Annotated in this window: 15 protein-coding genes; 6 read left to right on the top strand and 9 right to left on the bottom strand. The window is 70.4% G+C overall.

The window, feature by feature from the left end:
- The first annotated feature begins 169 nt into the window (after positions 1–169).
- A complete protein-coding gene (locus tag MPPM_RS24290) occupies positions 170–490 on the top strand; it encodes a 2Fe-2S iron-sulfur cluster-binding protein (RefSeq protein WP_096487263.1) in 321 nt (106 codons plus the stop codon).
- Between the two features lie 11 nt (positions 491–501).
- On the opposite strand, the gene MPPM_RS24285 is transcribed toward MPPM_RS24290, so the two are convergent.
- Positions 502–1,677, bottom strand: coding sequence for a vWA domain-containing protein (locus MPPM_RS24285; protein ID WP_096487262.1), 1,176 nt, complete (start codon positions 1,675–1,677; stop codon positions 502–504).
- 234 nt (positions 1,678–1,911) lie between these two features.
- Between MPPM_RS24285 and MPPM_RS24280 the strand changes: the two genes are divergently transcribed.
- Positions 1,912–2,319, top strand: coding sequence for a hypothetical protein (locus MPPM_RS24280; RefSeq protein ID WP_096487261.1), 408 nt, complete (start codon positions 1,912–1,914; stop codon positions 2,317–2,319).
- 371 nt (positions 2,320–2,690) lie between these two features.
- Positions 2,691–3,227 carry a Ros/MucR family transcriptional regulator gene (locus MPPM_RS24275; protein WP_096487260.1) on the top strand — a complete coding sequence of 179 codons (537 nt, stop codon included), beginning with the start codon at positions 2,691–2,693 and terminating at the stop codon, positions 3,225–3,227.
- Positions 3,228–3,549: 322 nt separating this feature from the next.
- Here the strand turns inward: MPPM_RS24275 and MPPM_RS24270 are convergent, their stop codons facing one another.
- The 4 genes from MPPM_RS24270 to MPPM_RS24255 all read right to left on the bottom strand — a co-directional run bounded on the left by MPPM_RS24270 (position 3,550) and on the right by MPPM_RS24255 (position 8,680).
- Positions 3,550–4,284 carry a sigma-70 family RNA polymerase sigma factor gene (locus tag MPPM_RS24270; RefSeq protein ID WP_096487259.1) on the bottom strand — a complete coding sequence of 245 codons (735 nt, stop codon included), beginning with the start codon at positions 4,282–4,284 and terminating at the stop codon, positions 3,550–3,552.
- A gap of 367 nt (positions 4,285–4,651) precedes the next feature.
- Positions 4,652–5,473 carry a class II glutamine amidotransferase gene (locus MPPM_RS24265; RefSeq protein ID WP_096487258.1) on the bottom strand — a complete coding sequence of 274 codons (822 nt, stop codon included), beginning with the start codon at positions 5,471–5,473 and terminating at the stop codon, positions 4,652–4,654.
- Between the two features lie 52 nt (positions 5,474–5,525).
- Positions 5,526–6,752 (bottom strand): hypothetical protein, encoded by a 1,227-nt coding sequence (locus tag MPPM_RS24260; protein WP_096487257.1) that lies wholly within the window; start codon positions 6,750–6,752, stop codon positions 5,526–5,528.
- Entirely contained in the window at positions 6,749–8,680 is a 1,932-nt protein-coding gene (locus MPPM_RS24255; RefSeq protein ID WP_096487256.1) for a quinol:electron acceptor oxidoreductase subunit ActD, read from the bottom strand. Before MPPM_RS24255 ends, MPPM_RS24260 begins: the two co-directional genes overlap by 4 nt.
- A gap of 420 nt (positions 8,681–9,100) precedes the next feature.
- Between MPPM_RS24255 and MPPM_RS24250 the strand changes: the two genes are divergently transcribed.
- The 3 genes from MPPM_RS24250 (at position 9,101) to MPPM_RS24240 (ending at position 14,126) form a co-directional block, all read left to right on the top strand.
- The gene (locus tag MPPM_RS24250) at positions 9,101–11,704 is read left to right on the top strand and encodes an ATP-binding cassette domain-containing protein (protein ID WP_096488012.1); all 2,604 of its coding nucleotides are present in this window, start codon (positions 9,101–9,103) and stop codon (positions 11,702–11,704) included.
- A gap of 102 nt (positions 11,705–11,806) precedes the next feature.
- Positions 11,807–13,030: a L,D-transpeptidase family protein gene (locus MPPM_RS24245; protein WP_096487255.1), complete on the top strand. Its 1,224-nt coding sequence runs from the start codon at positions 11,807–11,809 to the stop codon at positions 13,028–13,030.
- Positions 13,031–13,220: 190 nt separating this feature from the next.
- Positions 13,221–14,126: an MBL fold metallo-hydrolase gene (locus MPPM_RS24240; RefSeq protein WP_096487254.1), complete on the top strand. Its 906-nt coding sequence runs from the start codon at positions 13,221–13,223 to the stop codon at positions 14,124–14,126.
- A gap of 202 nt (positions 14,127–14,328) precedes the next feature.
- Here the strand turns inward: MPPM_RS24240 and MPPM_RS24235 are convergent, their stop codons facing one another.
- The 4 genes from MPPM_RS24235 to MPPM_RS24220 form a co-directional block, all read right to left on the bottom strand.
- A complete protein-coding gene (locus MPPM_RS24235; RefSeq protein WP_096487253.1) occupies positions 14,329–15,819 on the bottom strand; it encodes an amino acid permease in 1,491 nt (496 codons plus the stop codon).
- A gap of 158 nt (positions 15,820–15,977) precedes the next feature.
- On the bottom strand, positions 15,978–16,661 hold the full coding sequence (locus tag MPPM_RS24230; RefSeq protein ID WP_096487252.1) for a TenA family protein: 684 nt from the start codon (positions 16,659–16,661) through the stop codon (positions 15,978–15,980).
- A 48-nt stretch (positions 16,662–16,709) separates the two neighbouring features.
- The gene (locus MPPM_RS24225; protein ID WP_017483679.1) at positions 16,710–17,399 is read right to left on the bottom strand and encodes a response regulator transcription factor; all 690 of its coding nucleotides are present in this window, start codon (positions 17,397–17,399) and stop codon (positions 16,710–16,712) included.
- A 10-nt stretch (positions 17,400–17,409) separates the two neighbouring features.
- Complete coding sequence (locus tag MPPM_RS24220; protein WP_173807948.1) at positions 17,410–18,939, bottom strand: ATP-binding protein; 1,530 nt, start codon at positions 18,937–18,939, stop codon at positions 17,410–17,412.
- Between the last annotated feature and the right edge of the window lie 464 nt (positions 18,940–19,403).

Here is a 19,403-nt window from a genome sequence, read left to right as displayed (position 1 = left end):
TGTCGTGGCCTCACCGGACCCGATCCGCCCACAGAGGCGCCGGATCGAGACCGGCGCGACGGAAAAGCGCCGGCTTCCCGCTTGCATTCTGACTCCGTCGCCCGCAAGCAGGCGCCACGCCGCCCCTCGAAGGATCGCAGGCGGACGCGGACACGTCCCGGAGCAAGGAATGCCCAAGATCACCTTCGTCGATCACGCCGGCACGGCCCGCACGATCGACGGCGAGGTCGGCTCGACCGTCATGGAGACGGCGATCCGCAACAATGTGCCGGGCATCGATGCCGAGTGCGGCGGGGCCTGCGCCTGCGCCACCTGCCACGTCTACGTGGACGAGGCTTGGGCCGACAAGGTCGGGCCCGCCGAGCCGATGGAGCAGGACATGCTCGACTTCGCCTCGGACGTGCGCGCGACCTCGCGCCTGTGCTGCCAGATCCGCGTGACGCCCGAACTCGACGGGCTGACCGTGACGACCCCGGCCCGCCAGGGCTGAGGCGCGCCTGCCTATCGCAGCAGCGCCCGCATCGCCCCGTCCAATCCTTCGAGCGTCAGCGGGAACATCCGGTCGGAAAAGATCCGGCGGACCATGCCGATCGACTGGGTGTAGGCCCAGTGCTCGGCCGGGACGGGGTTGAGCCAGACCGCTTTCGGGAAATGATCGAGGACGCGGCCGAGCCAGACCTCGCCCGCCTCCTCGTTCCAATGCTCCACCGAGCCGCCGGGATGGGCGATCTCGTAAGGGCTCATGGAGGCGTCGCCCACGAACACCACACGGTAATCGGACGGATAGGTGCGGATCACGTCGAGAAGCGGGATGCGCTCGTCGTGGCGGCGGTGGTTCTCGGTCCACACCGCCTCGTAGGGGCAGTTGTGGAAGTAGTAGTGCGCGAAGTGCTTGAACTCGGAGCGCGCCGCCGAGAACAGTTCCTCGGCCAGTTCCACGTGCCAGTCCATCGAGCCGCCGACATCGAGGAAGAGCAGAACCTTCACGGCGTTGCGCCGCTCCGGACGGAGCCTCACGTCGATGAAGCCCTTGCGGGCGCTCTCGCGGATGGTGCCGTCGAGGTCGAGTTCCTCGGCCGCCCCCGTGCGGGCGAAGCGGCGCAGGCGGCGGAGCGCCACCCGCATGGAGCGGGTGCCGAGTTCGCGGGAATCGTCGAGATCCTTGAACTCGCGCTTATCCCACACCTTCACCGCGCGGAAGTTGCGGTTGCCGTCCTGGCCGATGCGGATGCCCTCCGGATTGTAGCCGTAGGCGCCGAAGGGCGATGTGCCCCCGGTCCCGATCCATTTCGACCCGCCCTGGTGGCGCTCCTTCTGCTCGGCGAGGCGCTGCTTCAGGGTCTCGAACAGCTTGTCCCAGCCGAGCCCCTTCAACTCGGCCTTTTCCGCCTCGGTCAGGTATTTCTCGGCGAGTTTGCGCAGCCATTCCTCGGGGATGGCGGCAGGCTCGACCGCCTCGCCCAGCGTCTCCAGTCCCTTGAAGACCGAGGCGAAGACGCGGTCGAACCGGTCGAGATTGGCCTCGTCCTTCACCAGGACCGTACGCGCGAGGAAGTAGAACTCCTCGACGCGCTTGTCGGCGAGGTCGCTCTCCATCGCCTGGAGCAGGGTGAGGTATTCGCGCAGGGAGACCGGCACGCGGGCCTCGCGCAGGCCCGTAAAGAATTGCAGCAGCATAAGGCCTAAACGCCCGAGCCCGGCCCACGGGTCAAGCCGCGGCTGGAGGCGGCCGAGCCGCAGGCGTCGAACAGCCGAGCTTGAGAGTCTTCGACTCCTGTGGACAGTGCCGTTTTCCCGTGGATATCGCCCGACACCACCTTTGCGCGTGAGGAATAACCGTCATCTCGCGGGAACTAAGGTGCCCTCGCACAATGCAGGATGAGTCCGTGACTTGACGACTGGAAGGACGCCATGCCCGTGGTCTTGCGATCTCTGAGCGATTTCAAGAAATTCCTCCGCAAGCCCGGGGCGACCCTTCAGATCGTGCAGAACACCTTCGTCGACCGCCAGGGCGAGGAGGCCCGCGCCGCCTATCGCCGCAAGGGGCTCTACGAGCCGCGAACGCTCAGGGCGATGTCGAAGAAGGCCGCCATCTTCGACGTGAAGGGCCACGACACCACGGTGTGGCTCTACTGGGATCGCGGCACCCGCAACTGGCGCTTTTCCGGTGATACCGTCACGGTGCCGCTCAACGCCACGCTGGGTCCGCCGGATGCAGTGGTCTATCGCTGCAGTCTGCCGACGAGGCCCGAGCGCTGCAGGCAAAGCCGGCCCGCTCCCCAGCACGAAGACGACGAGATGATGCTCCCGGGTATGTAACCGCGACAGAGCGTCGCTTTAATCCCGTCACATCGGCGGCGGCATACGATCTCAAACTGCCGCAATCCATCGAAGTTACCCGACTCCATCACCCTTGACCCACGATTAGCCCGAATTTGCCTCTCACGATTTGTTGAATGGCCGAATCAGGTGGCGCTCATCATGACGGCCGTCGAACCTCAGCTTGCGCACACCACCTTGAGCAACCCCGTTCTGCCCTCTCATCGGGTCTGATCGTTGGCAATATCGGCCAAATCGGAGCTTTTTCTCAATTTTGCAGTCGTTTTTCGTGAAAACTCGTAGAACCGGCCTTGAAACTTTTCTAGATCCTTTTAGCTAACAAGAACGAGGGGCAAACAGGATCACGTACAATGTCTGAAACAAGTCAGGTCTCGCAACACGATCGTATCGAACTCGCTGCCGATCTCGTCTCGGCTTATGTCTCGAACAATTCCCTGCCATCGCCCGAACTTCCGGCCCTGATTGTTCAGGTTCACGCCGCGCTCCTCTCTCTGTCGGCGCCGCAGGCCCCGAAGGAAGAAGAAGTCGAGCGGGCGACGCCGGCCCAGATCAAGAAGTCGATCACGCCGGACGCCCTGATCTCCTTCATCGACGGCAAGCCCTACAAGACGCTCAAGCGGCATCTGACGACGCACGGTCTCGACATCGAGGGTTATCGCCGTCGCTACGGTCTGCCGGCCGACTATCCGACGGTTTCGTCCAACTATTCGGCCGCGCGTTCGGCGCTGGCGAAGGATCTCGGCCTCGGCCAGCAGCGCCGCAAGTCCTCCGCCAAGGCTGCGGAGCCCGTGGACGAGGTGGTCGCGGAAGCGCCGCCTGAGCCGCGCCGGAAGAGCACCGCTTCGGGTGAGGGACGCAAGACCGGCGGCCGTCGCAAGGCGGCCTGACAGCCAAGGCTCGAACCGACAGGGCTCTCCGTCCCTGTCGGTCGGCCCGAAGACCGGTTGCCGGTTCGGCCGAACCGGCTTGTGACGCAAGCGACGAGCAGCCGGAAGTCCGCTCCACTCCCGCTCGGGCCGCTCTGTCAGGGCGATTTGGCCCTTCCGCCAATCGCGCCGGAGGAAATGACGCGACCGGCCGGCGGCGACATCGTCAGCGGCGCGGCGTCTCCTTAACGAATCCCGCACGCTGGCAGAGGAGCGGCGGGCAGGTGCCTTTCGCGAACGACCCGGCTCTCTGAGGACCGGGTCCGCGCTGTCCTTAAGACGATCAGGCGTCCGGCATCGCCGATTGGATGAAGCGGTCGGAGGAGAGATCCTCCTCGTCGTAGCCGAGGAGTTCGGCGAGGCGGCCGCGGGCGCGGCTGACGCGGCTCTTCACCGTGCCGACCTTGCAGCCCATGATCGTGGCGGCCTCCTCGTAGGAGACACCCTCGGCGCCAACGAGCACCAGCGCCTCGCGCTGGTCCGGCGGCAGCTTGGCGAGCGCCGTCTGCAGATCCTCGACGTCGAGCCGGTCGCCCTGATGCGGCGCGGTAGCGAGGCGGGCAGCATAGGAGCCGTCCTGATCCTCGACCTCGCGGACGCGCTTGCGATGGTCCGAGTAGAAGATGTTGCGCAGGATCGTGAAGAGCCACGCATTGAGGTTCGTGCCCGGCTGGAAGCGGGCCCGGTGCTGCCATCCCTTGAGCAGGGTGTCCTGCACGAGGTCGTCGGAACGGGCCGGGTTCGAGGTCAGCGACAGGGCGAAGGCCCGCAGGGACGGGACCGCGGCGAGCAGGCCGTTGCGGAATTCGGGATCGACCCGCTCACCCTGAGCCTTGAGGGCCGCTTCGAGCTTGCCGATCAGTTCGGAGAAGCGGACCGGTGTGTCCTCGCCCGCGCCCAGCGTGTCGTAGACGCTGCGAAGGTGATCACCCAGATGGCTCCGGATCGAGTCGGAGAGTTTCGGACGGCCGTCTGTCATCGCGGGACGATCCAGGGTCGCTTCGGCATCGTTGCGCATCGGGTACTTCGCGATCGGGGCATTTCGGCAATCGGCGGGGCGGCACGGCACGCGGAGACCGCCCCGGCGGGGCATTTAACATAGTTGTAGCGCATCGGCCCCGCACCGCACACCCGCGCCGCGCGAAATACTGCCACGCTTGCACACAAGACGATCGGCACACTGTGAAGGGCCACTGTGAAGGGCGATACGGTTTCCGCCCGATCCGAGCGAAAACCGTATCGCTCGGCCCGCGCGGCGCTCGAACGACGTCCGAATCCAGTCCTCCCGCAAGGGATCAATCGGATCTGGCATGGAATGATCCGTCGAACCTGCGGCATGAATGCGGCAGATCAACCGCACAGTCCCGGGGCGCGGGCCCCCGGTCTCACGCCGCGCCGCGCATCTCCGGCTCCGTTTGTGGCCGGCGCCGCGCCTTCCCCTTCAGCACCCGCACCGCCCCGTCGGTGAGGACCAGGGTGTCGCCGCGCTCCAGCTCGGTCCAGGTCTCGTCCCGGGTCAGCGCCCGTGTGGCGATCACGGTGACGATGTCGGTCTCGGTGGTCTCCTGCGCGAAATCGACCCGCCAATCCTCGTCGATCAGCGTCGCCGTTCCGAACGGCGCCCGGCGGGTGAGATAGCAGAGCCGCTTGCCGCAATGCGCGTAGAGCACGCGGCTGTCGGTGAGCAGCATGTTGAACACGCCGAGCTCCGACAGAGTGAGGGCGTAGCCGGCGATCGCCGCCTCGAGGGTGGCAGCACGGGGCGGCTTGGGGAACCGTTCCTGGAGCTGGGACAGGATCCAGCAGAAGGCGTGCTCGCTGTCGGTGGTGCCGACCGGCTCGAACCGGCCGAGCGGCAGCCGCTTCACGCCCTTGAGCTGGCCGTTATGGGCGAAGGTCCAGCGCCGGCCCCACAGCTCCCGGGAGAAGGGGTGCGTGTTCTCGAGACTGACGCGCCCGCGATTGGCCTTGCGGACATGGGCGACGACGATGCGGCTCTTGATGGGATAGCGGCGCAGCAGCTTGGCGAGTTCGGAACGGGCGCTCGGCTCCGGATCGTGAAAGGAGCGGCAGCCGCGTCCCTCGTAGAAGGTGATGCCCCAGCCGTCGGCGTGAGGCCCGGTCTCGCCGCCGCGCCGGGCCAAAGCCGCGAAGGAGAACCGGATGTCGGTCGGCACATTCGCGCTCATTCCGAGCAGTTCGCACATGGTCGCCGGGGTCTTTTCGCGTCGCGCAGGGTCGAGGATGGGGTGAAGGAAACTAGAAAGCTTCCGGAGGGCGAACAACCGATTTGCGGCCCGTGTCCCCTGCCGCCGCGGCGCGGGTCTTCACGCGCTCCCGGCCCGGCCAGGCCGGAGTGACGGCGAGCCCAGGAATCAGGCGGCGGATTGCGGGCGCCAGCCCCAGGGCCAGCCCGGTGACGCCGGCGAGGGCCAGGAGATCCGTCAGCCCGAGGCGGAAGCCGCCGCGGAAGGCCGGCGTGACGAACCAGAACAGCTCGGCGAGGTGAACCCCGACGGCGAGCGCCGCCACGAGCCGGGTGCGGTTCTCGCCGGGACGCAGGGTGAGGACGGCGGCGAGCGCCACGACGGCGGCGGCGGACAGCGCCAGGACGCGGCCGTAGAAGCTCGAGCGCAGCCGGTACCACGCGGCGGCCTCCGGATCGGCCGCGGCGCCCAGCATCAGGAACTGCACGGCGTGCAGGCCGGCCCAGACGAGGAGCAGCACGGCGAGCGGTGTCAGGCGGTCGTGCCGGCGCCGGGCCGGTCCGACATCGGGCGGCGCGAGCAGGATCGCCGCGGCGAGCGCGAGGCTCGACCACGCCGCGAGCACCAGCAATCCGAAGGCGCTGGCGTGGAAGCGCAGGCCGGGATCGGTGCCGACCGCCATGACGAGATCGTCGGCCGCCAGCGTGCCGACGACGGTGTGAAGGCCGAGGCCGAGCACGGCGCGCCCGTCGTCGATCCGCCCGGCCTTGGCCCAGGGCTCGCCGCCGCGGCGGGCGAAGAGGAGGGCGAGCCCGGTCCAGAGGGCGAAGTAGAGGGCGAGGCGGGCGGCGAGGAAGGGCGGCGCACCCGCGCGCAGGACGAGCGGCCCGTCCGGCCCGGCGCTCTCCGGACCCGGGTAGAGCAGGCCGGCGGCGAGCGGGATCGGCAGGGCGAGGATCGCGGCCACCGGCATCAGCACCAGCAGGCCGCGCAGGGTCTCCAGCAGGGCGGTTTCGGGCTGAGGGCGCCACGCATCCGCCCGTTCGATCATGATGACGACGGGAAGCGCCCCCGCGGGCAGGGCCAGGAGGCAGGTCCAGGCGGCGAGATAGGAGGGCACGAGCCGCGGCAGGCCGGCATGGTGGAGCGCCAGCAGCAGGCAGCCCAACCCCACGGCGAAGGCCGCCGCCGGGCGTCGGGCAGGGTCGAGAAAGTAGCCGCTGGCGGATTTCGCCCCCGCCGCCTTTCGGGCGGCGCCGCCCTTCTCCTCGGCGCTCACCGCAATCGCCCCGGAGCGCCGGGACCGTAGACGGCGAGCGGCCGTCCGGCCTTGGCCGGCAGGGCGTCGAGCCGCCGCAGGAGCGCGGCCGGGTTGAACGACCCGCGGGAGGATCCGATCGCGGGATCGATCGTCAGGACGAAACGTCCGGTAAGGGCGGAGGGCGGCCGGCGGTCGCCGCGGGCGGCCCTGAGCGCCGCCATGAGCGCCGCCCCGAGACCGAGAACACCGCCCATCGCTCCGGCGGAGAGCGCCGGCACCGCCGCCATTGCCCAGGAAAGCGGCCAGGAAAGCGGCCAGGACCGCGGCCAATCGGCAGGCCAAGAAGCGGGCCAACTAGTCGGCCAAGTGGCGGGCCAACTGGCCGGCGAGGCGAGCACCGCGACATCCGCGAGCCCCTGCGGCATTGCATCGGCGAGGCCGACGAGGCGGGCCGCGAGGAAGGCTGCGACACCGAGGAAGGCGCCCGACAGCGCCAGGCGGCTCAAGCGCGACTCGCGAGCGTGCAGGGCGGCGGCGGCCTCCGGCATCGGCGCCGGGCCGTAGGCGTCGAGCCGCGACGGCGCATCGGCCCCCGAGAGCCCCCGCACCGCCGCGGCCAGCTCCGCCTCCGCGGCGAAGACCGCCAGGAGGCCCGGCCGTGGACCCTGATCCGACGACGGATGCCGGTCATCCCCGAGCCCGGATGCCGGCGGCGGCAGCGACGCATGCGGGTTAAGTCCGAGGGCGAGTTGCCGCGTGTCGGCGATCGAGATCGGCGGCACGAGGCGGAACAGCAGGAGCAGGCCGAGACCGAACAGCCCGGCGGACCCGATCGCGGCGGTCAGGGCGGTCACCAGATCCGCCCAGGTCGCTCCCGCCCGCGCCGCGAGCACGTGATCGGCGCCGAGGCCGGCAGCGACGAGGGCACCGATCAGCCCGAGGGCGGCGGCACGGCGGCGGACGGGCGCGATCCAGAACAGCTGCGTGGGAAGGAGGCCGGCGAGCATGAGCGTCCAGAAGGCAGGAGCCTCGTCGCCGAGGAGCCGGCGGACCAGGCGCGCCCGCTCGGCCGCATCGCCGTAGAGAAGGGCGGTGACGATCTCGGTGACGTGGCAATAGAGGGCGGCGAGGCCGAAGGCGAGGATCAGCCTCCCCAGGATGTCGAGATGCCGACCGGTGACGAGGCCGTCGAGCCGCAGGTTCCGGCGCAGGGCCACCGCGAGCGCCGCAATCAGTCCCGCGCCCGAGAGCACCGCCTCGACCAGCAGGGCGACGGGGAGGAGGGTGTCGTGCCGGTCGCTGTGCAGCGCCGCGGCGAGGGCGAGGTCGATCAGCACCGCCACCGCCGCGAGGATGCCGAGCAGGGCAAGCCCCCGGCAGGCGCGCTCCCAGGCGAGCCACTGCAACATCGAGCCGCGCCAGCCGGCCGACAGCACGCGGTAGACCGCGCCCCGCCGGCGATCCGGCCCCGCGGCAAGGCCGTCGCGCAGAACCGCCAGGTCCGGCAGGAGCGCCGCCGCCCAGAGTCCGCCCGCCGCCGCGAGCAAGGCCGCGAGGCTCACCGAATGCAGCGGCACCGGGTGGAGCGCGGCGAGGCCGGCGCTCAGCAGGGCGGCGGTCTGGGCGAGGCGACCGATCCCGCAGCGCCACGCAACGTCCGCGAGCAGCAGCAGCCCCGAGATCAGCAGGCATCCCGAGGCGAGCCCGATCCACCACCCGGCTCCGGCTGCCGCAAGGGCGGCGGGCACGGCCGGGCGCAGGGTGGCCCAGAGGAGGGTCAGGGCGAGCGTGCCGACAACAGCGAACCACCAGGGGCGGCCGGCCGGGGTGAGCACGGCCCCGGTGAGTGCGGCACCGATCGAGGCGACCGTCTCGCCGGGGCCGATCACCGGCATTCCGTAGAGGGATGCGCGCTCGGGGAATGGCGGATGCGCGGGCTCGCTCATCGGCTCAACGACCGGCCATCGAACGCCGGCGGCCCCGCAGTCGAAGGGGAGGAGCAGGCGCTGGAATGTCTCGCACGACCATCCGGCATCGTCCGGTGAGAGGGGAGGCTGGGGGCCCGCCGATCGGAATGGCCGGGATCCACGCGAAAGGCAGGCCCTCCGCGCGGAAGACGCGGGCAGGCCCCACTCGCCATGTGCTCTCCCGCACCAAAGAGCAACGCGTGCACGGGATTGCAATGCGACACGCGGGCCGATCGGGCTTGCGCCGCGGCGTTTCCGTGCGAAGAGGGCGGTCCGTGACGGCCTCCTCACGCGCCTGCCCGCCGGATCAGCCCTTCACAACGCCGAAGCCTTCGCCGATGCCGCTTCCCCCCGCAGCGAACACGCCAGGCACGCCTCGGCCCGGTGCCCGGAATGCCGATGGAGCGTAACCCGGTCCGGTTCGCCTTCGCCTCGTCGCCGCGCCGGCACGCGGCGGCGCTCGGGCTGGCGGTGGGTCTGGGCGGACCGCTGGCGCTGTTCGTGCTGCTCTGCCTGCGCGACCTCATCGCGGTCCTCACCCGCAGCAGCTCGGACTTCCTGCCCTTCCTGCGGATCGCCCTGCCGCTGCCCGGCCACCACGACAGCGAGACGCCGATCCTGTTCGGCGGCTGGAGCCTTTCGCCGGCCGAGTTGCCGCTGATCGCGCTGAGTTCGCTCGCCGCCGCCGCCCTGCTCCTGGCCGGCCTCGGTGCGGCGGTCGCCTATCTCTGCTTCTCCGTCCAGGCCCGGGCCACGGCGCGGCTGCGGGCGCGGGCCACCGAGGCGATCCTCGCCTCGCCGCCGGGTGCCCGCGAGGACCTGCGGGCTCTTCCCGGCCTCGTCGGCCAGGCCCTGGCGCGGATGGGTCCGCTCGCCGCGGTCGGCATCGTCCTTCCCGGCCTGACCCTGGCCGCGATCCTCCTCGCCCTGGTGATGGCGGAGCTTGCCGCCCCACGCCTCGTGCCGGTCATTGCCCTGCTGCTCGCCGCCGTGGGCCTCGCCCGCGCCCTGCTCGCCAGCCGCACCGCCGCCCGCCGCGGCCTGCGCCGAGCCGACACGGCCGCGACGGAGGCGGGCCTGCGCGACCTGATCCGGCGGATGCCGGCGGTGCGCGCCCACGGAGCGGCGGCGTTCGAGCGGCGGCGCCTCGGCCTTCGGGCGCGGGCGGCGCGGACGGCCCTGGTGCGGGCCGAGGCCCGGCTCGCCTACGCGCGGGCCCCGGCGCTCGCCCTCGTCGTGATCCTGCCCGCGCTCCTCATCGCCACCGCCCTGTGGCAGGGCGAGGCCGCCACGGAGGCCGACAACGTCCTGCCCGGCGCACTGGTCGCCGCCGCCGGCGCCTTCGCGCTGGCCGCGGTCCTCGTGGCGATCAGCCTGCGGCTATGGACCCAGTACCGGGTGGTTTCACCCCTGTTCCGCACCATCGCCGAGACCCTGGACGCCCTCGATCCGCGGCTGCCGGGCGACCGCTCCCGCAGCCCGGCCCCGTTCCCGCAGACGGGCGCGCTCGTCGCGCGCGGGGTCGGCGCCTACGACCCCGGCAGCGGCGAGCGGCTGACCGGGGTCGACCTCACGCTGCCGATGCCGGCGCATGTGGCGATCGTGGGTCATCGCGGCAGCGGATCGCGGGCCCTCGCCGCCCTGCTCGCGGGGCAGATCGAACCCACCGCCGGGGCCGTCACCTATGGCGGCACCGACCTGCGCGCCTTCGACTCCGCCGAGCGCGCCCGGCGGATCGCGCTCGCCGGCTCCGAGGCGATCCTGATCGAGGGGACGCTGCGCCAGAACCTGCTCTACGGCGCCCGCAGCGGCGACCGCGAAGCCTCGGGCCTGGCCGAACGGATCGCCATCCTCAAGCTCACCGGGCTCGATGCCTTCGTCTACGAGCGGGGCCTGGAGGCCTCGATCGACCCGGAGGACGATCCTGCCACGGCCCAGGCGGTGGTCGCCGCACGCTGGGCCGTGCGCGAGGCCCTTGCCCGCGAGGGCATGGCCCGGCTCGTCGAGCCGTTCGACCCGGCCCGCTACAACCATCAGGCCGATATCGGCGAGAACATCCTGTTCGGCGAAGCGGTGAGCCCCGCCTTCTCGCAAGCGCGGCTCGCGGCGCATCCCTATCTGCGCGCGGTGCTGGAGGCGGAGGACCTGACCCGGACGCTGGTCGATGTCGGGCTGCAGGTCGCCCGCTCCACCGTTGAGATCTTTTCGGACCTGCCCGACGACCACCCCCTGTTCGAGACCTTCTCGCTCTTCCCGGCGGCGGAGCGGGGCTATTTCGAGGATCTCGTCGCGCGCCAGCCCGAGGCCCGCGGCTTCCGCCGCGGCCCGGCCGGACACCGCGACCGCGAGCGGCTGATCGGGCTGGCGCTCCGCTACAGCGAGACGCGCCACCGCTTCGGCCTGATCGACGCCGCGCTCGAGGAGCGACTGGTCGCGGCGCGTCACTCCTTCGCGGCGATGCTGCCGCCGCGCTATCGCGAGAAGGTCGAGTTCTACGATCCCTCCCGGCTCACCGCGGCCGCGAGCCTGGAGGAGAACCTGCTGTTCGGGCGCATCACCCAGGGTGAGGCGGGCGCCGAGGGGCGGGTGCGCTCCCTGGTGCGCCGGGTGCTCGCCGAGCAGGGGCTGGAGCCCACCGTCTACCGGCTCGGCCTCGCGGCACGGATCGAGGCCGGCGTCGCCGTGGCCGGCCAGGGCCAGCGCGCGGTTCTGGGGGAGGGCGCCATCGGCCCGCGCGAGCGGGTGGCGATCGAGTTCGTGCGCTGCCTCGTGCGCCGCCCGGATATCCTCGTGGTCGGCCTGTCGCTCGATGACCGCAAGCCCGACGAGATCACCGCCCGAATCGAGCGCCTGCGGGCGCTGCGGGCGGGCGAGGCCCTGATCGTCTGCCTGCCCGACGAGGACACCCTGAGGCGTCAGGCACCGTTCGACGCCGTGCTGCGGGTCGAGCGCAACACCGTCGTGACCGGGGATCCGCTGGAAACCGCCGCGCTCCCCGCCTGACGGCTTCCGTTTCCCGCAAAACCGCCCCAAAGCTTGGGCACGATCCGGCTTTCGCCGCCCCCAGGCGCCGCCGGCCGCCCCCGGCCTCGATCGAGACGGTGCATGCTTTCCCCGAACGGCCCGAGACGCCCCGAGAGGTCCCGCCTGCGCATCCTCGTGCCGGCCCTGATCGGGTTGCTGGGCGTCGCCCTCTCGAATGCGAGCGCCCTGGCCGACAAGGCGAACGCGCCGATCCCCGCCGCGACCCTGGCCCTGATGTCCGCCCGCGGGACCGATGCCGCCTCGCCGATCGTGCTGCGGGCCTACAAGAAGGAATCCGAGATCGAGGTCTGGAAGCGCAACGCCGCCGGCCGCTACGTGCCGATCAAGACCTATCCGATCTGCCGCTGGTCCGGGCAGCTCGGGCCGAAGACCAAGACCGGTGACCGGCAGACGCCGGAGGGGTTCTACACCGTGGCCAAGAGCCAGATGAACCCGAACTCGCGCTACTATCTCTCCTTCGACGTCGGCTACCCCAACGCCTACGACCGGGCGCACGGCTCCACGGGCTCGGCGGTGATGGTGCACGGCGTGTGCTCCTCCATGGGCTGCTTCGCCATGACGGACGCCGTAGCTGGAGAACTGTTTTCCATCGCCCGCGAGGCATTCTCCGGGGGGCAGCGCGCGTTTCAGTTCCAGTCGTTCCCCTTCCGCATGACCGCCGCGAACATGGCCCGGCACCGAACCGACCCGAACATCGCCTTCTGGCGCCAGCTGAAGGAGGGCTCCGACCGCTTCGAAGCCACCGGCGAGGAGCCGGTCGTGAGCGTATCGGGCGGACGCTACGCCTTCGCGCCCTCGTCCGATCCGGCCAAGGAGGCGGCCTTCGTCGCCCTGCACAAGGACGAGAGCGACCGCATCGCCGCCCTGGTCGACGAGGGCGCGGCGGCTATTCGCACGACCTATTCCGATGGCGGGCAGCACGCCTTCTGGGCCGCTCGGATCCGCCAAGGCTTCGCGGTGGGCGACATCAGCCGGCCGGAGGCTCTGGCCTATGCCGGCCAGGAAGTGGTGCTGATCCCGGCCCGCCGCCGTGCGCCGCCGGTGCCGGAGGCGGTCTGGGCCGCCTGGATCGGCCGGGACAGCCCCTCCCTCGCGGTGCGGACCGCGGATTTCGTGCCGCCCTACGAGGCCGGCGCGGGCCGCTTCGCCGCGGGCGTCGCGCGCTCCGCGCAAACCTACGCGCAGACATGGCCGAGCCTTGCCCGGGCCGCCATCGAGGCGCAGATACCGCCGCCGGCATTCGCGCCGTCGCAACCCTCGATTGAGAAGGTGGCGCAGCGCTGACTTGGACCGTCTCAAAACGGCGTGTGCGAGCACGCACACATACCCGAATGGCGGGCCCCCATCTCAGCGCTGTACACTCCGTACCCGAAGAGGGGCCGAAGGACAGCCGCGAAGACGTGCGCGGATGCGCACGGCGGCGCCGCTGCTACCCGAGAAAGCCCGGCATGAGGCCGGGCATTGGTGCCGATCCATGACCCTGCCATATCCAGCCAAGGACGACGCCCTCGTCCTGCGTTTCTGGGGCGTACGCGGCTCCACGCCGGTCAGCGGCCCGGAGACCGCCGAGTTCGGCGGCAATACGCCGTGCCTGGAGATCCGCTGCGGGGAACGCCTGTTCGTCATCGATGCCGGCTCGGGGCTCGGCGCCTTCGGGAGCAGCTGCCGCGAGTCGCTGCCCCAGGACATCGACCTGCTGTTCAGCCACCTTCATCTCGATCACACGGCCGGCCTGCCCTTCTTCAAACCGGCGGTGATGAACTGCGACCACACGATCCACACCTATTGCGGGAATCTCGACGGCGCCAGCGCGCAGGACGCGCTCGACCGGCTTTTCTCGCCGCCGCTGTTTCCGGTGACCCTCGACGTCCTGCCCTGCACCTTCCAGCACCACGGCTTCAAGGCGGGCGAACCGCTGACCTTCGCCGACGGCATCCGCGTCGACACGATCCTGCTCGACCATCCGCAGGGCTCGACCGGCTACCGCTTCGATTACGGCGGCAAGCGCCTCTGCGTGATCAGCGACATCGAGCACAGCGCGAACTGGCCCGATCCGGAACTGTGCCGCTTCGTCGAGGATGCCGACCTCCTCGTCTACGACGGCATGTTCACCGAGGGCGAGTATCCCTGCTGCAAGGGCTGGGGTCACTCGACGTGGCAGAAGGGCGTCGAACTGGCCAAGGGGGCGGGTGCCAAGGCGCTCGCCATCATCCACCTGCACCCGGCCCATTCGGACGTGCAGCTGCGCAAGGTCGAGGCCGAGATGCAGGCCGAGATGCCGACTGCCTTCATCGCCCGCGAGCGCCAGTCGATCGAGGTGGGCCGTCCCCTCATCGGCCTCGCCGAGCCACCGATACTGGCGCTGGCCCGGCGGGCCTGACCGCCCTCGAAGTCACATCGCTACAGCACGCGATCGGCGCGGTCGCGCGGCTGGATGGCTCCGCCGCGCGATGACGACGGGTCATCCGACACCGCCGTCGCGAGCCGTCAGGCGCCGCAATCCAGGGACGCGACGCCGTCCGGACATGACGGCGGAGGGGCAGTCGCCGGCGCGGATGCGAGCGGCCGCCCCTCCAGGCGGCTCACAGCGCCGTCGTCGCGCCCGCACCCTCCTCACGGCCGATGCGGCTGTGCTTGCGGCTCCAGGCGAAGTAGATCACGAGGCCGATCGCCAGCCAGATGATCAGGCGCAGCCAGGTGTCGCCGTCGAGCGAGAGCATCATCGCGAGGCAGAACAGCGCGCCGAGGATCGGCACGAACGGCACCAGCGGGGTGCGGTAGGCGCGCGGCGCGTCGGGCTGGGTCCGGCGCAGGATGACGACGCCGGCGCAGACGAGGATGAAGGCGAGCAGGGTGCCGATGCTCGTCATGTGGCCGAGCTGCGAGATCGGCAGGAAGCCGCCGAGGGCGCTGGTGAACACCATGAAGAACAGGTTCGAGCGGTAGGGTGTCTTCCACTTCGGGTGGATCGCCGAGAAGAAGCCTGGCAGCAGCCGGTCCTTCGACATCGAGTAGAACACCCGGCTCTGCCCGAGCAGCAGCACGAGGATCACGGTGGAGAAGCCGCAGATCACGCCGAAGGTGACGAGGCTCTTCAGCCACGGATAGGGCGTCGCGGCGATCGCGGTGTTCACCGGGGCGGCGTCGCCCCGCATGGCGTCGTAGTGGACGAGGCCGGTCAGCACGCCCGCGAAGGCGATGTAGAGCGCCGTGCAGATCGCGAGCGAGCCGAGGATGCCGATCATCATGTTGCGCTGGGGGTTCTTGGCCTCCTGCGCCGCGGTCGAGACCGCGTCGAAGCCGACATAGGCGAAGAACACCACGCCGGCCGCGCGCATCACGCCGCTCCAGCCGTACTCGCCGAAGGTGCCGGTGTTCGGCGGCAGGAAGGGATCGTAGTTCTGCGCCTTGATGTAGAACAGGCCCACACCGATCACGGTGATCACAACCGCGAGCTTGAGCAGCACCACCGCGCCGTTGACGCGCGCCGATTCGCGGATGCCGATGATGAGCAGCGTCGAGGCCGCGACCACGATCAGGATCGCCGGGACGTTGACGAGACCGTGCGCCATCGTGCCGTCGGCGAGCTGGTAGGTCTCGAAGGGCGAGTGCACGAGCGAGCCGGGCAGATTGATGCCGAGCGAGTCGCGCAGGAAGCGCGTGACGTAGCGCGACCAGCTCACCGAGACCGTGGCCGCGCCGACCGCGTATTCGAGCACGAGATCCCAGCCGATGATCCAGGCGATGAACTCGCCCATCGTGGCGTAGGTGTAGGTATAGGCCGAGCCCGCGACGGGGATCATGCCGGCGAGCTCGCTGTAGCACATGCCGGCGAGCGCGCAGCCGATCGCCGCGATGGCGAAGGAGAGCGTCACCGCCGGACCCGCATGCTCGGCCGCGGCGATGCCGGTGAGCGAGAACAGGCCGGCCCCGATCACCGCCCCGATGCCGAGACCGATCAGGCTCCAGGGGCCGAGATGGCGTTCCAGCTTGTTCTCACCGGACTCCGCGTCGGCGTTGAGCCGTTCCAGCGTCTTGATCCGAAAGAGATCACTCGCCAAGCCTGACGCCATATCCGTCCCACCCCCGTTCGATGACCCCGCCTCTCGTGAGAAGGCACGGCGTCAAGCCTCATAGATCAACCGCGAAACCGGCCTGCGCGCAACGGCCGGCTGTGACAAGACCGTGCAAGGAAACGGCCAAGATGCACGGATCCGCTGTCGGATTCAGGTCACAGCGGCCAGGAAACGTCGCGGTAGGCCCCGTCCCAGAACCCGTATTCGAGACGGGTGGCGTGGGTGTAGGCCGCCTGCATGCGGTCCCGCAGGATGGGCGAGGCGTCCGCCGCGGCCTCGTCGGTGGCGGCGATCATCGCCGCCACCGCCTCGCCGAACTCCTCTCCGGCGTAGGTGTCGATCCAGGCGCGATAGGGGTTGTCCGGGCTCGCGCGGGCGAAGATGTCGCGGCCGACCTCGGCATAGATCCAGAAACAGGGCAGGAGCGCTCCGAGCACGACCTCGTAGGGCTCGGCATAGGCCGAGGCCAGAAGCCACGCGACGTAGTGGTCGCAGGCCGGCGAGAGCGGCGTCGCCGCGAACGTGCCGGCATCGATGCCGTATTCCCGGAAGAAGCCGCCGTGCAGGGCGCGTTCGACCACGATGGCGGTCTCGGCGCCGCGGGCGAACTGCACGATCCGGTCGGGATGCGGCGCCTTGGCGGCGGCGAGCGCCAGCGCGCGACCGAAGCCGATGAGGTAATGCGCGTCCTGCACGATGTAGCGGCGGAAGCGCTCGCGACTCAGGGTGCCGTCCGCCAGTTCCGCGTTGAACGGCATCGTGCGGATGGTCTCGTAGGCCGCGAGGTTGCGGGCCCAGGCCGCCTGCGAGAAGCGCCCGGCAGAAAGGGGATCGGCCAAGAACCGCGCTCCGTCTTCGAGAAAAATCGGCCCCGACTTGGCCTTGCCTCAGCCCTGCCGCTGCGCCTGGGTCACCGCCACGTGGATCAGCTCAGCCAGCGTGCGCACCTTGAGCTTCTGGCGCATCTGCGAGCAGGCGTTGGTGACGGTCTTGTAGCTGACCGAGAGGTCAGCGGCGATGGCGCCGTAGGACTTGCCCTGGGCGAGGCGGGCAAGGATCTGCTGCTCGCGCGGCGTGAGCTGGGTCTCCGGGGTGCGGCGCGGGTCGGCCCGCAGCATGGCGACCTCGGTGGCGAGACGGCGGTCGAGATAGACCTCGCCGGCGCGCACCCGCTCGAAGGCCTGGAACAGCTCGTTCGAGGCGTGATCCTTCAGAACGTAGCCGAGCGCCCCGGCCTCCAGAGCCCGCGAGACGATGACGGGATCGTTGTGCATCGAGAAGACGAGGACGCGGGTCTCGGGCTCGATGGCGCGCATGCGCCGGATCAGGGCGAGGCCGGCAAGTCCGCTGCCCTGGAAGGTCAGGTCGCAGATCACCACGGGCGGGCGCAGGCGGTGGAAGGCGCGGTAGCCGGAGACGACGCCGGTGGCCTCCACCACGGTCTCGATCCCGGCATCCTCCAGCACGCGGCGGCAGCCCTGCAGGACGATCGGGTGATCGTCGATCACGAGAACCGGGACGGGGCCGCCCTTGCTCGACGCCGCTTTCATCACGGGGCTGCTGACCGGGGCGTTCATCTTACACGCATCACTTGAGTTGCGGCGCGGCGGGCGGAGGCGGACCCTCGCTGCCGTCGCGCTCGGGATCGATCGGGAGGGTGATCCGGACAACGGTTCCGGAGGCGCCGTTGTCAAGAGAAGCCGTGTCGAGGTGGAAATGGCCGCCGAGCGCCTCGACCCGCTCGCGCATTCCCGAGAGGCCGAGGCCGACGCGGTGGCCGGGGGCGATGCCGCTGCCGTCATCCTCGACGCTCAACCGCAGGGTCGTCAGGCCGGCCGCGTCGGTCTCCTCCGCCACCCGGGCCCGGACGTGGTGGGCGCCGCCGTGGCGCACGGCATTCGTGCTGCTCTCCTGGATGCAGCGGAACACGGTGAGATCGACGATGTCGCCGTAGCCCCGGGCCAGCCCTTCGAACGCACCGTCGAAGCGCGTTTCGGGATGGCGCCGCTGGAAATCGCGCAGCAGGAGGCTGAGGCAATCGGCGAGCGGCACCTCGCCGAGGCCGTGCGGGCGCAGGCGGTTGAGGAGGTCGCGGTTGAGGGTCTGAACCTGGCCGACGATGCTGCCGATATCCCCGGCCCGCGCCGCGAGCCGGCCGCGGTCGATCTCGCCGGGGCTGGCGGCGAGCCGCGCCACGGAGGCCGCGTTCGCCTCCAGAGCGAACAGGCACGGGCCGAACTCGTCGTGGAGTTCGAGCGCGATGCGGGCGCGCTCGTCGTCCTGGGCCGTCAGCAATTGGCGGTTGAGACGGCCATTGGCGGCCCGCGCCTCGGAGAGCGCCCCGGCCACGCGGTTGAAGCGCTCGGCGATCACCGCCAGCTCGCGGGAGGCGGGCGGATCGAGATGAGCGGTGTAGTCGTGCCGCTCCAGCCGCGTCAGCCCCTCGGCGAGGCGGCCGAGCGGCCGCAGGATGCGCCCGAGCGCCAGGGTGAGGGCGGCGAGCACCGCGAGGTTGAGGATGAGGCTGGCCAGCGCCAGGGAGCGGGCATAACCCCAGACCTCCTCGATCTCGTCGAGGGGCTGGGTGGTGATCGCGGCGGTTCCGATCCGTTCGCCTCGCACGACGATGGGAAGATCGTGCTGGTGCGTCTCAGGAGCGATCAGACGGACGAACCAGCGCGGCGCCCGGCGCTGCTCGCGCCCCTGATCGGACGGACCGAAGCCGATCCGCCGGCCCTCCGCATCGAGGATCGTCACGCGCACGTGGCGCAGCGCCTGGAAGCGCAGGTCGAGGGTGTGGAGCACGCTCTCCGGACTCGGGCTGCGCAGGGAGCGGATGGTATCGGCCACCAGAGGCTCGACGGTGGCGAGGCTGGCGGCCATCTCGACCTGCACGGCGCTGCGCGCGGTCAGAACGATGACGCCGCAGGAGACCAGGGCGGCGACGACGTCGATGGCGAGCACGATCAGGATCAGGCGCGCGCGCGTCGGCCAGCCGGCCCAGAACGGCACGGACGCGCCGCCGGCCCGATCCTGCGCCTTGTCGGTTTTGGGATCGGCCGTCGGCTGCGCCATCATCGGCGACAGATCGGGTTGCGTCGCGGCGGGATTCGGCACGGGCCCTCGCGGTCGGTCAGGCCACCGCCCGCCGAGGGCGCCGCGGACCGGTCGGGCCCGGGACAATTCGGCAAGCCGACATCGGATAAAAGTCTCAGATCTCTACTCTTTCGGCACGTCGGCACCGTGGCCGATCCCCGGATGAAAGTCCATGGCGGGGCCGCGCGGCAGGGCGGCGCGGCCCACTGATGTTTCTCTTATGATCGCCCATGATCGCCAGCCCCGAAAAGAGCGCAGCGCCCCGTCGAGGCCTGCCCCGACTACACGCTCCGTTAAAGCGCGCCCTGTATAAGCGTTTGCGAGAACAGATCGGGGCGAGACTTGTCCGCGGCTTGCGCCTTCCGGCCAGGTTTCTCCGCCTCGGAGTTTCCGACAGATTCGTGTGGATGGACGGCGCCTGAATTCTGTTCAGACCGCTCGGACATCTTGCCGCCGCATTGCCGAGGCCGTGTCGTTGCAGGGGT

The organism is Methylorubrum populi (assembly GCF_002355515.1).
GTDB lineage: Bacteria > Pseudomonadota > Alphaproteobacteria > Rhizobiales > Beijerinckiaceae > Methylobacterium > Methylobacterium populi_A.
This window is presented reverse-complemented; position numbering and strand designations above follow the sequence as displayed.

What these genes read in the sequence shown, in the direction of transcription:
- MPPM_RS24275 (WP_096487260.1), top strand. Translation starts at nt 2,691, where the DNA reads ATGTCTGAAACAAGTCAGGTCTCGCAACACGATCGTATCGAACTCGCT.
- MPPM_RS24245 (WP_096487255.1), top strand. Translation starts at nt 11,807, where the DNA reads ATGCTTTCCCCGAACGGCCCGAGACGCCCCGAGAGGTCCCGCCTGCGC.
- MPPM_RS24240 (WP_096487254.1), top strand. Translation starts at nt 13,221, where the DNA reads ATGACCCTGCCATATCCAGCCAAGGACGACGCCCTCGTCCTGCGTTTC.
- MPPM_RS24290 (WP_096487263.1), top strand. Translation starts at nt 170, where the DNA reads ATGCCCAAGATCACCTTCGTCGATCACGCCGGCACGGCCCGCACGATC.
- MPPM_RS24280 (WP_096487261.1), top strand. Translation starts at nt 1,912, where the DNA reads ATGCCCGTGGTCTTGCGATCTCTGAGCGATTTCAAGAAATTCCTCCGC.
- MPPM_RS24225 (WP_017483679.1), bottom strand. Translation starts at nt 17,399, where the DNA reads ATGAACGCCCCGGTCAGCAGCCCCGTGATGAAAGCGGCGTCGAGCAAG.
- MPPM_RS24265 (WP_096487258.1), bottom strand. Translation starts at nt 5,473, where the DNA reads ATGTGCGAACTGCTCGGAATGAGCGCGAATGTGCCGACCGACATCCGG.
- MPPM_RS24235 (WP_096487253.1), bottom strand. Translation starts at nt 15,819, where the DNA reads ATGGCGTCAGGCTTGGCGAGTGATCTCTTTCGGATCAAGACGCTGGAA.
- MPPM_RS24285 (WP_096487262.1), bottom strand. Translation starts at nt 1,677, where the DNA reads ATGCTGCTGCAATTCTTTACGGGCCTGCGCGAGGCCCGCGTGCCGGTC.
- MPPM_RS24250 (WP_096488012.1), top strand. Translation starts at nt 9,101, where the DNA reads ATGGAGCGTAACCCGGTCCGGTTCGCCTTCGCCTCGTCGCCGCGCCGG.
- MPPM_RS24270 (WP_096487259.1), bottom strand. Translation starts at nt 4,284, where the DNA reads ATGCGCAACGATGCCGAAGCGACCCTGGATCGTCCCGCGATGACAGAC.
- MPPM_RS24255 (WP_096487256.1), bottom strand. Translation starts at nt 8,680, where the DNA reads ATGAGCGAGCCCGCGCATCCGCCATTCCCCGAGCGCGCATCCCTCTAC.